The organism is Cohnella laeviribosi DSM 21336, assembly GCF_000378425.1.
Classification (GTDB): Bacteria; Bacillota; Bacilli; order Paenibacillales; family Paenibacillaceae; genus Cohnella; species Cohnella laeviribosi.
Window position 1 is genome coordinate 48,065 of record NZ_KB899823.1, and the last position, 15,043, is coordinate 63,107.

Genomic DNA, 15,043 nt, shown 5'->3' on the forward strand with positions numbered 1-15,043 from the left:
GGCACCTCAATCGTAATAGATCTTCTTGCGTTTGATCCCGCCGTCCGCCCAGGCGGCCGTCCCGTCATCCTGCGGCACGTATTCCACCTTCAGCGCTTCCAGCAATCCGCCCCGGATCATCGCCCCGATCTCGGGGATGCGGTTCGCAAGTTCCCGCTCGATGGCTGCCAGCCGCCCGAGGTCGCCTATGCCGCCGACGATGCGCACCCGCAGCTTGTTGTCCGCGACGTGCACGCGGACGGCAGCCGAAGGCTCCGCATGGCGGTATACCACGTCCTCGATATCGTACACGCTGATCTTCTCTCCGTGCTTCAGCTCCGGCCCGAGCCGTTTGACGAGCGCCCGAAAGCTCGGGCGCCAGCTCCCGTTCACCCGGATCGGGCGAAAATCGCGCACGACATCGTACGTCACGTAACGCAGGGCGGGAAACATATCGCGCGCAAGCGAGGTCAGCACCAGCACGCATTCGTCTTCCTCCAGCCCGTCCCCCGCGCCGGACAGGGCTTCCAGACCTGCGGAGCCCCGAAAATCCGGCTCGGCCGAAGGCCGCCATCCTTCCGCTTCGATGCCTTCGGCAAACAGATAACGGCCGTGCTCATGGGAGAAGTAAGCGATGGTGCCGATTTCGATCGAGCCGTACGTATCCATGATGTCTTCCGTTCGAATCCCGAGCCGCAACGCGGCTTGCTCCAGCCATGCGGGGGGAGCGGGCTCGCCGACGAGAATGACTTTGCGGATGCCAAGGCGGCTTGGGCGTTCCGCCGCCGCCAGCAGTCGGTCAAGAATGGACGGCATCGTATACAAGACATGCGGCCGTACCGCTTCCAGCCGCTCGAGATGGCGTTCGACCGGAAGCCGAAACGAAACCGATTCGGCCTGCAGGCCGATGCGCGCGAACACGTCTGCCGCCGTATCGGCGGCATGGCCCGTGCCCATATCGGACAATGCCGTGCGCAGGCTGCCAAGCCCGACTTCTTCGCCTGCGCGCAAAAATCGGGCAAAGATGTCGGATTTGATTTCCGCGTAACGCCTTTCGTCCTCGTCGGAATAATAAATCGTTTTCCGATATCCGCTGCTGGTGCCCGACGTTCTGTACGCATGAAGGTTCGGCTGCCGTTCCAGCGGATTGCCGGGCGTGTAGTAGAACCGTTCCAGCGTTTCGGCCGTCAGAAGCGGCAGTTCGGAGAGCGCGGTTGCCGCCCGCGTATGTCCGAGCAGCCGACCGTACCATGGAAAGGCGAGCAGCGTTCGCTCCAGTTTGCGCTGCAATTGCCCGCTGTTCAGCATTCAATTCCCTCCGGCGGTTCAACTAGACCGTTTATCGTCTTCTCCCAGTGTATGTGCCTGCGTTGGGATGGTTCGCCGTTCCGGCTGCTGTGGGCATGCGTACTTCCTTTCGGGGAAAAATCCCATAGGGTAGGGTAAAGGCTTCGCAGACCGGATCGGAGCGGGCCGAGGGGGGAGCGGCGATGAGGAGCAGACGCAGAACGATAACGGACAAATGGACGAAAACCCGGATCATCAAAGGCTCGGCTGCGCTTAAAGCTCATATTCCCGATACGAGGCGGTTGGACAGATGCGCGTTTGAACGAATGCTGAAACGTTACGGCCTCGTCTATGTCAAGCCTGTGAACGGATCGTGCGGAATCGGCGTCATGCGCGCGGAGCGCAGGGGAAGCGAGGGCGTTGCCGTGCAGGCCGGCACGAGGGTTGCGCGGTTTGCGACGAGCGGCCAGGCGTTTCGCTGGATCGTCCGGCGCAAGGGGAAGAGGCCGTACTTGGCGCAGCGGGGCATACGCGTTATACGGATATCGGGAAGGCCGGTCGATTTTCGGGTCGTGATCCAGCGGAACCGCGTCCGCAAGTGGGAGGTGACGGGTATGCTGGCCCGCATTGCCCATCCCCGCAAAGCCGTGACGAACGGAAGTCAAGGAGGCAGCATCCGTTCCGCTCACGAGGTGCTGGTCAGCCAGGCGGGCAGGCGGCAGACCGAACGGCTGATCCGCGGCTTCGCCAGGCTGGCGAGGCTGACGGCGAAGCAATTTGCCCGGTCCTATCCGCGAATGAACGAGCTGGGGCTCGATATTGCGGTGGACGGGAAGCTGAGAAGCTGGATTCTCGAGGTGAATACTCGGCCCGACCCGCGGCCGTTCGTTCTGCTGGACGATCCGTCCATGCTGCGCAGGATTGTCAGGTTGGCGCGGGGCTACGGCCGTATATGCAATCTGAAGGTTACAAAAGCCAAAAAAGGCTGAACCGGCATATCAGAAGCCGGCAAGCCTTCCCGGTTTGCATAATAGAATGAGCCTTGCTTCGGCTAGGAACGCCGAAGCAAGGCCGCTTTATCAGACCGGCTGCCACAACGCCGGAACGTTGGGCGGTTCCCATCCCGTCAGCGACGTATGCGCCTGAATGCAGCGGTATACGACGCCGTTATACGTGACCTGATCGTTAACGCTGTAGGCGACGCCCGGCGCCCACGGCTGCACGCCCGTCGCGGCGTCCGTCGTCGCCGTCACCGCGTTGCTCGCCGGCGAAATATTGCCCGCCGCATCTTTCGCCTGCACCGTGAACGTATAGCTCGTTCCCGGGGCAAGTCCGGCGACCGTCGCCGTCGTTCCGGTCACGTTCACGCTGCTGCCGCCGTACTTGACGATATAGCCCGTGACGCCCACGTTGTCCGATGACGCGTTCCAGGCCAGGCTGACGCTGGTCGACGTTTTGCCCGTCACGCGAAGGTTCGTCGGAGCGGTCGGCGCCGTCGTGTCTCCGCCCGGATCGGGGTTTCCGCCGCCTCCGCCCAGATTGTTGAGATAAGCCCGGTGGCTGTTGGAAAACTGAAAGCCGCTGTACTGGTCCCAATTGATGGACCAGGTCATCAATCCGCGCAGCGCCGGATACCCTGACGGCTTGCGCAGCGTATAGGCGCCGCCGAAGGATTGTCCTTTGATCAAGTAATCCAGCGCTTTCTGCACTTCGGCGGGAGCGGTATACCCGCCGCTGGCCGCTTGCGGCGACGCCGGCAGTCCGATCGCAACCTGATCCGGCCTGAGCGCGGGGAACGTGTTGCTTGCGCTTCCGGCCACCGGGAAGCCTTGCAGCAGCATTTCCGCCATAGCCACGTGGAAATCCGCCGTTCCCTGCGCGTAATTGCGTCCGTCAAGCCCGGTCAAAGGGCCGGAGTTGTAATGCTGGACGTGAATGACGTCCAACTGATCCCGCAGCGCGTAAATGACCGGCAAATACGCCCCCCATGGTCCGCCGTATGCCGACATGCCTCCCTGCACATAGGCCGTTTCCGGCGCCATCGTCAGCACGAAATCCTGGCCGAAGTGCTGGATGATCTGCCGCGTGCCGTCGATCAGGTTCACGATTTTCGGCGTGGTCGGATTGCGGAAATCCGAATCTCCCGGATTCAGGGAAAGCGAGCTTCCTTCCAGATCGATGTCCATTCCGTCGAATCCGTACGTTTCGATGATTTGAATCATCGAATTGACGAACTGCTGCTTTTTGGCCGCATCCGTCAGCTCGACCGTCCCGTTGGCGCCCCCGATGGAGATAAGCACCTTTTTGCCTTGGCTTTGCAAATAGGCGACATCGTCCCGGAACTGCTGAACCGTAGCATTAAAGGGGGCAAAAGCCATGCTTCCGTTTCCGCTGGAGGCAGGCTCCGCAAAGGCAATATTGATGACGTCGAAATTCGCCGATACGTTCCGCAGGCGGATCGAACCGGACCCGTTATCGAAGTTGTGCCAGTATCCGGTCAGGATTTTGCTTGGAAGGGCCGCCGCTTGGGCCGCCGGCAATTGCGGCCGGGTCAGAAACCATGAACCTAGAAGAACAAAGGAAAGCACGATGGCGAAAACGCGTTTCATCCGTTTCTCCTCCTTAAACGTTGATCCGTTTGGAGCAAGTCATCAAGGCATCGCGTTCCGATTCCGCCGGGTTGCCTTGCTTCGGCTAGGAACGCCGAAGCAAGGCCGCTTTATCAGACCGGCTGCCACAACGCCGGAACGTTGGGCGGCTCCCATCCCGTCAGCGACGTATGCGCCTGAATGCAGCGGTATACGACGCCGTTATACGTGACCTGATCGTTAATGCTGTAAGAAACGCCCGGCGCCCACGGCTGTACGCCCGTCGCGGCGTCCGTCGTCGCCGTCACCGCGTTGCTCGCCGGCGAAATATTGCCCGCCGCGTCTCTCGCCTGCACCGTGAACGTATAGCTCGTTCCCGAGGCAAGTCCGCCGACCGTCGCCGTCGTTCCGGTCACGTTCACGCTGCTGCCGCCGTACTTGACGATATACCCCGTGACGCCCACGTTGTCCGATGACGCGTTCCAGGCCAGGCTGACGCTGGTCGACGTTTTGCCCGTTACGCGAAGATTCGCCGGAGCGGTCGGCGCCGTCGTGTCTCCGCCCGGATCGGGGTTACCGCCGCCTCCGCCCAGCAGGTCGCCGCTCAGCTTGTTCAGAAGCGTCCGGTTCCGGTCGCCGCTGAATTCCCAGAACATCGCGCCGCCCAAGCTTCTCGACTGGATAAAGGCGGTTTTGTGGCCCAGAGACTCGGTATCGTCATACGAAATGAAATTGCCGTTCGCCGGGTTGTACAAATAGGGCACCTTGGCCGTGTCGTTCCAATACCGGGTATAGCCGTTCTTGTTGATGTAGTTGTTCTGGAGGTCGGTAAAATCGAAAACGCCGCTTTCCCATGTGCCCGGAGGCGTTCCCGTGCAGCTTCGGTATTGCCCGTTGTTCGCGTTGGCGCAGCCGCTCCAGCCCCTGCCGTAGAACGGAACGCCCAGCACGATTTTGGCGGCCGGCACGCCGGCGTCCAGAAAGCCCTGTACGGCTGCCGCCCCGTTGAACTCCTGCGCATCGGGCACGCCTGCCGCGGAAGCCGCCGGGTCGTAGTAAAGCGGGGCGTTGTGGGCGCTTATGCTCTGCCACCCTCCGTTGAAATCGTAGGTCATGATGTTGATCCAATCGACGATGCCGGCAATATTGGCCAATTCGGTGTTTTGCCTGAAGGACGGGCCGGCTCCCGCGGCGATGGTAAGCAAATAATGCTTTCCGTCCTGCGCCCCGGCCGCATCCAGCTTATTGCGCACCTCCTGCAGCAGCAGCGTGTAATTCCGCTTGTCCTCCGGGCGGTAGCCGTTCCCCGGCAAGCCGCCGCTGACCGGGTATTCCCAGTCCAGGTCGATGCCGTCGAATTGATATTTCCGCAAAAAGTTCACGGCCGAATTCGCGAAATTCTCCCGCGTCTGCTGGGTGGCGGCGGTGTCGGAGAAGCGGTTGGACCACGACCACCCGCCGACGGAGATGATCGTTTTCAGATGGGGGTTGGCCTGCTTCAGCAGGATCAGCTGCTTGAGATTCCCGCGGATCGGATCGCTCCACGAGTCTCCCGGGTTGGTTTGCTGCGCGTCGATCCACGGGTCTCCGAGCACGATCGAACCGTTGGGAACCTGAATCGTTCCGTTCTCGTCCTGACAGGTCCACGTTTGCGGATTCGGTCCCGTCGGGTCGGGATTGCCGTGAATGCCGTTCCAGCAAATGTCCGCGAACGCGTAGTTGATATGGGTCACCTTGGATGCGTCGATATCCCACACGTGATAGGCCCGGCCGTACGCGCCCCAGGAAGGGTAGTACCCTATGATCTTGTAGTTGGATTCGCCGGCAGCCGAAGCCGTCTTTTCCTGAAACGATAGAATGGAAAAAATCAATGAAGCCATAAGGAGCAACGACACGGAAGCACGAAACCGCAGAAACCGGACCCGAACGTTCATTACTTTTCCTCCTTCGATATTTAATGAATTCACCAAAACTATAAATCTCTTTCTTCACCACCTCCTTCAATTCTATTTTCTGTCAAATGATGGAAGATTGAAAGGGATAAATTCATATAACGAGGGGTATAAATCTGAATTTTCAGATAAAATTTAAACGCCTATGGCAGACTTATTGGCAGAATCGTTATAGGGCAAAAACGACGGTCGGCCTTTTAACGAACAAGCATTTCCAGACGCTCCGTCGAACTTGGGATACCCCTTTCCAAGAATCGCGTTGTATCCGAAACGAAAATCGGGAACGGCAAGCCGGCAGCGGCCGAAGTTGGCCGGGATGACGAAGCGGCTGTCATTTGTTCATCGCAACCATGGCTGTAATCGAAGCTCCGGTTATATTGTTACCGTGGTTATAATCGCAACTGTGGCCATGCCGCAACTTCGGCTATGCGTCTATATTAGAAAAAATCCAATCAAATTCACCGCTCAGGCGCCGGCAGCCGGTCTATGTTGGATATATCCAGTCATTTAACCCGTAGAAGCCGAATCGGCAAGGCTCTCGGGTTCTTTCATTGAATAAAATCCAACATACGGCCCGGAAAGGGGCGAAAGGAGTCGGCATCCTGAACAAAATCCAATATAGCTGCCGCTCGGGGGCAATGAGAGATACTAGGCGGACTACATGGCGGGTTAGCCTCGGGGTTGGCGGCAAAGAAGGGTACTGGGCGGACTACATGACGGGTAAGCAGCGAGGTTGGCGGCAAAGAAGGGTAATGGGCGGACTACATGACGGGTTAGCAGCGAGGTTGGCGGCAAAGAAGGGTAATGGGCGGACTACATGACGGGTTAGCAGCGAGGTTGGCGGCAAAGAAGGGTACTGGGCGGACTACATGGCGGGTTAGCAGCGAGGTTGGCGGCAAAGAAGGGTACTGGGCGGACTACATGACGGGTTAGCAGCGAGGTTGGCGGCAAAGAAGGGTACTGGGCGGACTACATGCCGGGTTAGCCTCGGGGTTGGCGGCAAAGAAGGGTACTGTACGGACTACATGGCGGGTTAGCAGCGAGGTTGGCGGCAAAGAAGGGTACTGGACGGGCTACTTGACGGCTGCACGCCGCGGCTCGGGGCCGGGGCGGCTTCCTCCGAACGGAACTTCCGTTGCGAACGGGCCTCGAAGCGGGGAGTCCCCGTCCGTTCCCGTCTTCATGCCCAACGGCAGCGTAGGTTGCCCGTTTGAACGCGGGTTCGCTCATTTGCCGGATCGTGCCCCGACGAAGACGGCTCCGAAGCCGTCCCGAACATGACCTTCAAAAAAAGGTGGCAAATAAGTCGGTCTCAAAAAAAAGCTTGCGCAGCCGTCCCCGAACGCCGCTTCGGGTTGGGCTGCGCAAGCTTTTTGATTCGGTTAGCTAAGTTCCGACTGGTAAGGCCAGAACATACGTCCGGAAAATAAAAAAAGCCGCGTATGCGGATTTTTGACAGACTTTAAGCAGAGGCTCAGCAAATCAACTGAGGGCTAAAACTATATATCCTCGCCATCTATAATATTAGAATAACATGAAGATAAAGAAAAGTCTAGTCTTTTTCTCCAACTTTGGTAAGATTTTTTTGCTCGTCGCGCGGGAGCTTTAAACTGCACAACGAAGGAGGAATCCCTTTGGTTCTGTGGATACTGGCCAAAAGCATGGTCCGAAGCCGGCTTCAATACTCCGCTTCCCATGCGGTAAGAACGGCGGCCAGCGTGATTTTCGGCATGATCTACGTGGCGATCTGGCAAGGCATCGGCGAACAGGATCCCCTGGGCGAGTACGGCACCGAAGGCATGGTCCGATATATCGCCTTCAACCAGGTGATCCTCTGGCTGACGTTTACCCAATACGGACTCGGGCTGGAAGAACGGGTACGGACGGGGCAGATCGCACTCGACCTCGCCCGTCCGGTCCATCTGTTCGTCTTCGCCGCCGGGAGGGAGGCGGGCTCGATCGCCTATAACGCGATATTCACCGCGCTTCCGCTGTTCTTCATCTACGATTGGATGTTCGGACTTGCGGCTCCCCGGGAACCCGCCGTCTGGCTATGGACGGCCGCGGCGCTGCTGATGGCGGTCTATTCCGCCTTGTGCATCGGCTACGGAATCGGCGTAGCGTCGCTGTGGACGGTCGAAGGACGCTGGTTTCATTTGCTGAACTATTCGCTGAATTTCGTGCTGTCCGGGTTTCTGATGCCGCTTCAATGGATGCCGGACTGGCTGCAGGCGGTCGCCTGCGCTTCGCCCTACCCGATCTTTCACTCTGTTCCGGCCGGACTTTATATGGGCAAAGCCGGGCCGGACACGCTGCTCGTTCCGTTCCTCTGGTGCCTTCTGCTTACGGCCGGGGCGCTTGCGGCGACAAAGCTGGTCAGGCGCAAAGTGGAGGTGCAGGGCGGATGACGTGGATGGGCATCTGCTGGCTTTTATACAAAATGAACGTCAAAGCGAGAATGCAGTACCGTCTGAACTTCGTGCTGATGACGATGCTGGCTTCGGTCGTAACGGTCGCGGAATTTCTCGGCCTGGCCGTCGTGCTGAACGCGTTCGGGTCGATCAAGGGCTGGAGCGTATGGGAAATCGGCTACCTGTACGGCGTTCTGATGACGGCCAAGTACGTGTACCGGGCGTTCGGGTCGGCCATCAACAACTTCGAGCCTTACCTGGTGAACGGGCAGCTCGACCAGCTGCTGCTGCGGCCGATGCCGCTGCTGCTCGCTGTCATCACGTCCCGGACGCGGATGGTCGGAGGCGAGCTGCTGCAAAGCTTGACCGTGCTCGGCGTATGCATCGCCCGCCTGTTAAGCGAAGGTCGGGTCACGCCGTGGATTCTGCCGCAGACGCTGTTCATCCTGGCGACCGGCACCGTCATTATGTTCTCCGTCGGCCTTGCGACCGCGGCGATCGGCTTTTGGATTACGCGGGTGGAGGATCTGTCGGTGCTGACGGACAATGCGACGACGACCGCCTGCCAGCTGCCGCTCAGTTTGTTTCCCGATTGGCTGCGGACGCTGCTGCTTGCGGCCATCCCGTTCGGGTTCATCAACTATGTGCCGGCGATGCACATCGTGAAGGGGGAATGGGGCGGATGGACGCTGCCGCTGACCGGCGCCGTCGCGGCTTTGTCGCTGGCGGCCGCCCTATGGTTGTGGAGAATCGGCGTCGCCAAATATCAAAGCACGGGAACGTAACGGTATAAGCGCCATGGCTCAAAAAATCGGGAGTCATATGCAAAAGGGATAGGAGGTACAGGCATGCCATACTGGAAGTGAAAGGGCTCGCCAAAACGTTCCGGACTTCGGTGCCGCGCGAGGGCCGATTCGGCGCCGTCCGTTCGCTGCTTTCCCGGGAGAAGCGGACGGTGCAGGCGGTCAAGCGTCTCGATTTTGCCGTGGAGCGGGGCGAATTCGTCGGCTTTATCGGACCGAACGGAGCGGGCAAATCGACCACGATCAAAATGCTGTGCGGCATCCTGCACCCAAGCGAAGGCGAAGTGCTGGTATTCGGGCGGAGCCCGCAGCGGGAGAGAAGACCGGTCGCCAGACGCATCGGCGTCGTTTTCGGTCAAAGGACGCAGCTCTGGTGGGATTTGCCGCTCAAAGACAGCTTCGCCATCCTGGCGGCGATGTTCCGGCTGACCCGCAGCGAGAAGGAAAGGCAACTGGACCGGCTGAACGAAGCGCTTTCGTTCCGCGATTTCTGGGACACGCCGGTGCGCAAGCTGTCGCTCGGCCAGCGGATGAGGGGCGATCTGGCCGCCGCGCTGCTCCACGATCCGGAGCTGCTCGTGCTCGACGAGCCGACGATCGGCATGGATGCCGGCGCCAAGCGCCAGATCCGGGCGCATCTGAAGTTTTTGAACGAGCATTTGGGCAAAACGGTGCTGCTGACGACGCACGACATGAACGACATCGAGCAGCTGTGCCGCCGTGTGCTCGTCATCAACCGCGGGGAGCTGATCTTCGACGGCGGCATGGCGCAGCTGCGCGGGCGCATCGGCATGCCGACCTTGATCCGCGTTGTCTACCGCCGGGAACCGAAGCTGCCCGATGCGGAGCTGTGGGCATCGCAGCCGCGGCCGTTCCGGATCGCCGGCAGGCGGGAACGGGAACTGACGGTCAGCTGCAACCGCACCGAAACCCGCGTCTTGGACGTGCTGCGCGCCCTCGGCGAATGGGGGGAAGTGGACGATGTGCTGGTGGAGGAGCCGGATTTCGAGGATATCGTCCATGAAATTTATGAACCCGCCAAGTAAAGGCCCCTCTTTGCCAAGCAGCGAAAAAAGAGCGCAAGGGGGTCAGCTTTGAAGCATCGGCTTCACATTTTCGATGACGCCCGCAAGCGCTTTGGCATTTTGCCCGTACATCGTTTTGGCGGCCGGGTCGCGCGTGGCCGAGGCGAACAGCTCGAGATCCGCCTGAACCTTTTTCAGCGTGGACAGCAGCAGCGCCTTGCCCTGAGGGGCCGGCACCCTTATCTTGTCGTCGTACAGATCGACATAAAGCTGCTGGTACGCGTCGACCTGGCCAAGGAACACGTTGTCGAGCGTGACCCCGATTTTCTCCAGCTCCGTCATGAGCCATTCCCGGCTAAGCTGAAGCGTGGCCAGCGGCTCGTCCTGGATTTTGCCGTCCATAATCACGGTTTGCGGCTCGACCTCATTGACGGTGCGGAGGCCGAGCTGGTTGGCCGTAACCGGCTGCTTGTCCTTCTTCAGCAAAACGCTGAGCTCTCCGTTGGTCTCCATCACGGCGAACTCGACATCGGCTACGTTGAACACGCTTTTCGTCCTGAGCTGCTCCAGCATTTCGTCCGCCGTAAGCCGTTCTTTTTTCAGGTTGTCTTCCATAATTTTGCCGTCTTTGATCACAACGCGGCCCTTGCCTTCGAACAAACGCCGCAGCCCTTTGCTGTGCAGCGTAAGCAGTTCGAACACAAAGGGTACGGTAAACCAGACGAGCATGGCGATGGTTCCGTGAAGAAAGTTGGCTTCGACGTCGGTGGAGATGAAGCCGGCCAACTCGCCGAGAATGATGCCGAGCACGTATTCGAAGAACGTCAGCTGCGAGATTTGTTTTTTGCCCAAAATTCTCGTCATGAGAAACAGCATAGCCATCGCGCCTAAAGAGCGCCAGACGATTTCGTAGTTATTCGGCACCGTTATCCCCCTTTCGGCTCAGTCTGCCGCCGCTTGAGGCGCTTCGATCGCCACCGCGTGCGCGATGCAGGGAATCGATTCTCCCTGCTGCACCGCCAGCGGGGACAGCAGGGCGCCGGTCGCCACGACCAGAACGCGCCGCAGCTCCTGTTTGCGCAGCTTTTTGAGAATATGCCCGTAGGTGACGACCGCGGAGCAAGCGCAGCCGCTTCCCCCGGCTTGAACCATCTGCTTGCCGTAATCGTAAATCATCATCCCGCAATCGCGGAATCGGGTTTTGTGCATCGGAATCCGGTGCTTTTCGAAAAGATCGCAGGCGATCTCGTAGCCGACCTTGGCCAAGTCGCCCGTCACGATCAGATCGTAGTGGTCCGGTCCGACGCCGAGATCCCGGAAGTGGGCCGTAATCGTATCGACCGCCGCCGGCGCCATCGCCGCCCCCATGTTGAACGGGTCCTTGATGCCCATATCGACGATGCGCCCGATCGTCGCCGCCGCGACGACGGGACCTGCGCCGGCCTCGGCGACGACCGCCGCGCCGGCGCCCGTCACGGTGTACTGGGCGGTCGGCGGCTTCTGCGAGCCGTATTCGGTCGGATAGCGGAACTGCTTCTCGCTGCTGGAGTTATGGCTGCAGGTGGCCGCCAGCGCGTATTTTGCGCCTCCGGTGCTGACAAGGTACGAAGCGACCGCCAAGCTTTCCATCGAGGTCGAGCACGCCCCGAACACGCCGAGATAAGGGATCGTGAGCGTGCGCGCGGTATAGCTCGAGCTTGTGATTTGGTTCATCAGGTCCCCGCCCACGTAGAACTGCACTTGGTCATTGGTGAGGCCGGCGTTCCGAATGGCCAGCTTGGCGGCTTCCTCGAGATAGGTTTGCTCCGCCTGTTCCCAACTGTCCTGGCCGACGAGCGAGTCGCCGTGCACGATGTCGAAGTCGTTGGCGAGCGGCCCCCTTCCTTCGAAAGGTCCGACGACCGTCGCCGTCCCCGCAATGACCGGCTTCCGGTGAAATTTCCAGCTTTGGTGTCCCTTTAGCATGCCGTTCAGCCTCCGCACACCAACAGTCGTATGATGGCCACCACAAAGGCGGCGGTCGTCCCGAAGACGATCACGCAGCCGGCCAGCTTAAACATATTGTTCCCTACGCCCAGCACAAGACCTTCGCTCCGGCTCTCGATCGCCGCGGACGCCATCGAGTTGGCGAAGCCGGTGACGGGTACGGCCGAGCCGGCTCCGGCCCATTGGCCGAACTTGTCGTATACGCCCAGGCTGGTCAGCAGCACCGACAATATAATCAGGATGGCGACGGTCGGATCTCCGGCTTTTTTCTCGTCCCAGCCGCCCCAATGCACAAGCGCCTGCTGAATGCATTGTCCCAGCAAGCAGATCGATCCGCCTACCACGAAAGCCCGCGCCGAATTGCGCAGAACCTTTCGGGAAGGCTCGTGCTTCCAGGCCAAAATTTGATATTCGCGCTGGACAGGGGTCAGCTTTTTCGTTTTGCTGTTTCCGATGGTCCTCAGTCCCCCTTATGACGGCTGAATCTCCTTTTTGAGGATGCCACCAAACGGGATTTTTACGATAACAAATATTACCTGACCGAAAACGTATGAAGATCGGCTCCTTTAGGAAACATGAATGAGGGTTTCGCTATGCAGGAGCCGCCTATGTTCGCGGATAGCCGCGAAGCGTTCGCGCGCTTTGATTAATTCGAAGGAGGAAAGAACATGACGATCGCATCCCAAGTCAAAACCTGTCTCGCCTCGCTGAAGAGCGCCCAAGCCAGCCTGGAGCAATTCGCTCTCGGCACGCAGAATCAGGAAGCCAAAACGCTGTTTACCAACGCGGCTGCCCAAACGCAGCAAATCGTGCAGCAAGTGGAGACGCGCGTTCAGCAATTGGAAAACGAAGAGCCTCAATACAAAGGGTTCTGATCGTGTAACGGGGGGCTTAAGCGCCATGCGCTCGGCCCCTTTTTCGTACATGCCGGAGCAACCCCAAAATCCTTCCTGAAAGGGGAATTCAACTTGCGCGCTTATCGGATGGCCGCCGCGCTTGCCGTTTTGGCGGCGCTGCTGTTTTCGACGGGCTCGGGTTTGCCTTTCGCCGCCGCGGAGGCTCCTTACAACCGGGCGTATTATGAATCGCGGGGCGAAGTCGTGTGGGAAGTGCCCGGAAACGAGAAGCTCGTGGCGCTGACGTTCGACGACGGACCGGACCCGGAGGATACTCCGCGCATTTTGGAGTTGCTGAAACGGTACGGCGCCCGGGCGACTTTTTTTGTGATGGGCAAAAAAGCGGTTCAGCATCCGGACATCGTGCGCCGCGAAGCGCTTGAGGGACATGAGGTGGCCAACCATACGTTCTCGCATCTCGTGCTCCGGCGTTCCGTTCCTTCCGGCCGGATCCGCGAGGAAATTGTGGCGACTCAGGAGGCGGTTGCCGCGGCGACCGGACAGGCTCCGCAGCTGTTTCGCCCTCCGGAAGGCGTATTCGATCCGCACGTGCTGGAAGTGATCAAGCGGGAAGGGCTGCAGACGATCATGTGGTCGTGGCATCAGGATACGCACGATTGGTCGCGGCCCGGGGTCAACCGGATCGTAAAGACGGTGCTTGGACATATCCGCAACGGAGACATCATTTTGATGCACGACTATGTACATGGACCTACGCAAACCGTCGACGCGCTGGCCCGCATCTTGCCGAAGCTGACGGACGAGGGCTACCGGTTCGTGACCGTTTCCGAGCTGCTGAACCGAAGCCGGCTTGTCGATAAAAATAACGATTGACATAGAAGGTGAGAACGATTATCATTTTTTTGTAACGCATGAAGAATGAGAATTATTTTCATTTATAAACGTTTTAGCGGAGGAGTGGATTTTTCCATGTCGCGGTTAAGCGCAAAACAGTTGTCTCTGGGTTATGGAAACAGACGCATTGTGGAGGAACTGAATTTGCTTGTTCCGGACGGAAAAATCACCGCTCTTGTCGGCTCCAACGGCTCGGGGAAATCGACGATTCTGAAGGCGATGGCGCGGATTCTGAACCCGCTTGGCGGCGGCGTCTATCTGGACGGCAAGCTGATTCACCGCCAGCCGACCAAAGAAGTGGCGAAGCAGCTGGCCATTCTTCCGCAGAATCCGACCGCTCCCGAGGGACTGACGGTTCGCGAGCTGGTATCCTTCGGCCGCTATCCCCATCAGAAAGGATTAGGCACGCTGACCGCGGAAGATTGGAAGATGGTAGACTGGGCGCTGCAGGCGACCAACATGTCGGCCTTCAGCGAACGCGCCGCCGACCAGCTGTCCGGCGGCCAGCGGCAGCGCGCCTGGATCGCGATGGCGCTCGCTCAGGGCACGGACGTTCTGCTGCTGGACGAACCGACGACGTTTCTCGATATGGCGCACCAGATCGAAGTCATGATGCTGCTCGAGAAGCTGAACCGAGAGCAGAAGCGCACGATTATTATGGTCGTGCACGACCTCAATCACGCCGCCCGCTACGCGCATCACCTCGTCGCGCTCAAGCAGGGCGCAGTGCTCTACGAGGGCAAACCGGAAGAAGTCATGACGCCGGAAATGCTTCGCGTCGTATTCGGCATCGACGCCGACGTCATCCCCGACCCGAGGTCGGGAACGCCGATGTGCCTGCCTTATGGCCTTGCGCCGGATGCGTGGGCCGATTCCGCGGTCCCGCAACCCGAAATGCAGGAGCGCATCGCCGCTGCCGGCCGGCCTGTGGAAGCCGTCGGCTAAGCCGCCAAACGAACCCCCATTCAAAGGTTGCTCCCCCCAACGGACGGAGCAGCCTTTTTTTACGTTTGCATTATAGGCGCATTCCGGGTTCTTCCGTTTCGTCCGTACGTTCAAGCCCCATCATCGTCAACGTATCGATCCCGCATCGATTTGTCATTTGATTGGCATCCCAGTAAAATATAAGTAATTCAGACCGAGAGTCCGCACAAAGCGCGCCTTGCATCTTCGACAGAACTCGCAGGAATGAAAGCGCTATAAATGGATTTGGCGCAAAAAGCAAATTGCGGAATTCCCCGCATGAAGCGTAGCTTATTCA

General features: G+C 59.3%; 13 protein-coding genes. 7 read left to right on the forward strand and 6 right to left on the reverse strand.

What is annotated here, in order from left to right:
• Positions 1–6 precede the first annotated feature (6 nt).
• The gene (locus F560_RS0112115) at positions 7–1,287 is read right to left on the reverse strand and encodes an AMP-binding protein (RefSeq protein WP_019006000.1); all 1,281 of its coding nucleotides are present in this window, start codon (positions 1,285–1,287) and stop codon (positions 7–9) included.
• Positions 1,288–1,469: 182 nt separating this feature from the next.
• Here F560_RS0112115 and F560_RS0112120 point away from each other — a divergent pair, with 182 nt between their 5' ends.
• The gene (locus F560_RS0112120; RefSeq protein ID WP_019006001.1) at positions 1,470–2,255 is read left to right on the forward strand and encodes a YheC/YheD family protein; all 786 of its coding nucleotides are present in this window, start codon (positions 1,470–1,472) and stop codon (positions 2,253–2,255) included.
• Between the two features lie 90 nt (positions 2,256–2,345).
• Here F560_RS0112120 and F560_RS0112125 read toward each other — a convergent pair whose 3' ends face one another.
• Both F560_RS0112125 and F560_RS0112130 read right to left on the reverse strand, forming a co-directional pair.
• Complete coding sequence (locus tag F560_RS0112125) at positions 2,346–3,875, reverse strand: carbohydrate-binding protein (RefSeq protein ID WP_019006002.1); 1,530 nt, start codon at positions 3,873–3,875, stop codon at positions 2,346–2,348.
• Positions 3,876–3,988: 113 nt separating this feature from the next.
• Entirely contained in the window at positions 3,989–5,788 is a 1,800-nt protein-coding gene (locus F560_RS0112130; protein ID WP_019006003.1) for a glycosyl hydrolase family 18 protein, read from the reverse strand.
• A gap of 1,652 nt (positions 5,789–7,440) precedes the next feature.
• Between F560_RS0112130 and F560_RS0112135 the strand changes: the two genes are divergently transcribed.
• The 3 genes from F560_RS0112135 (at position 7,441) to F560_RS0112145 (ending at position 10,066) form a co-directional block, all read left to right on the forward strand.
• Positions 7,441–8,214, forward strand: a complete 774-nt coding sequence (locus tag F560_RS0112135) for an ABC transporter permease (protein ID WP_019006004.1) — start codon at positions 7,441–7,443, stop codon at positions 8,212–8,214.
• The gene (locus F560_RS0112140; protein WP_019006005.1) at positions 8,211–9,002 is read left to right on the forward strand and encodes an ABC transporter permease; all 792 of its coding nucleotides are present in this window, start codon (positions 8,211–8,213) and stop codon (positions 9,000–9,002) included. The genes F560_RS0112135 and F560_RS0112140 overlap by 4 nt, the downstream gene beginning before the upstream one ends.
• 68 nt (positions 9,003–9,070) lie before the next feature.
• Positions 9,071–10,066 carry an ABC transporter ATP-binding protein gene (locus F560_RS0112145; protein WP_026298239.1) on the forward strand — a complete coding sequence of 332 codons (996 nt, stop codon included), beginning with the start codon at positions 9,071–9,073 and terminating at the stop codon, positions 10,064–10,066.
• Positions 10,067–10,108: 42 nt separating this feature from the next.
• Here the strand turns inward: F560_RS0112145 and F560_RS0112150 are convergent, their stop codons facing one another.
• The 3 genes from F560_RS0112150 to spoVAC are packed head-to-tail and all read right to left on the reverse strand — an operon-like array spanning position 10,109 to position 12,486.
• Positions 10,109–10,969: a DUF421 domain-containing protein gene (locus F560_RS0112150; protein ID WP_019006007.1), complete on the reverse strand. Its 861-nt coding sequence runs from the start codon at positions 10,967–10,969 to the stop codon at positions 10,109–10,111.
• A gap of 18 nt (positions 10,970–10,987) precedes the next feature.
• Positions 10,988–12,010, reverse strand: coding sequence for a stage V sporulation protein AD (gene spoVAD / locus F560_RS0112155; RefSeq protein WP_019006008.1), 1,023 nt, complete (start codon positions 12,008–12,010; stop codon positions 10,988–10,990).
• Positions 12,011–12,015: 5 nt separating this feature from the next.
• Entirely contained in the window at positions 12,016–12,486 is a 471-nt protein-coding gene (spoVAC, locus tag F560_RS0112160) for a stage V sporulation protein AC (protein WP_026298240.1), read from the reverse strand.
• 213 nt (positions 12,487–12,699) lie between these two features.
• On the opposite strand from spoVAC, the gene F560_RS0112165 reads away from it, so the two are divergent.
• The 3 genes from F560_RS0112165 to F560_RS0112175 all read left to right on the forward strand — a co-directional run bounded on the left by F560_RS0112165 (position 12,700) and on the right by F560_RS0112175 (position 14,727).
• Complete coding sequence (locus F560_RS0112165) at positions 12,700–12,906, forward strand: DUF1657 domain-containing protein (RefSeq protein ID WP_019006010.1); 207 nt, start codon at positions 12,700–12,702, stop codon at positions 12,904–12,906.
• Between the two features lie 93 nt (positions 12,907–12,999).
• Complete coding sequence (locus F560_RS0112170) at positions 13,000–13,761, forward strand: polysaccharide deacetylase family protein (RefSeq protein WP_019006011.1); 762 nt, start codon at positions 13,000–13,002, stop codon at positions 13,759–13,761.
• Positions 13,762–13,857: 96 nt separating this feature from the next.
• A complete protein-coding gene (locus F560_RS0112175; RefSeq protein ID WP_019006012.1) occupies positions 13,858–14,727 on the forward strand; it encodes an ABC transporter ATP-binding protein in 870 nt (289 codons plus the stop codon).
• Positions 14,728–15,043: the final 316 nt, after the last annotated feature.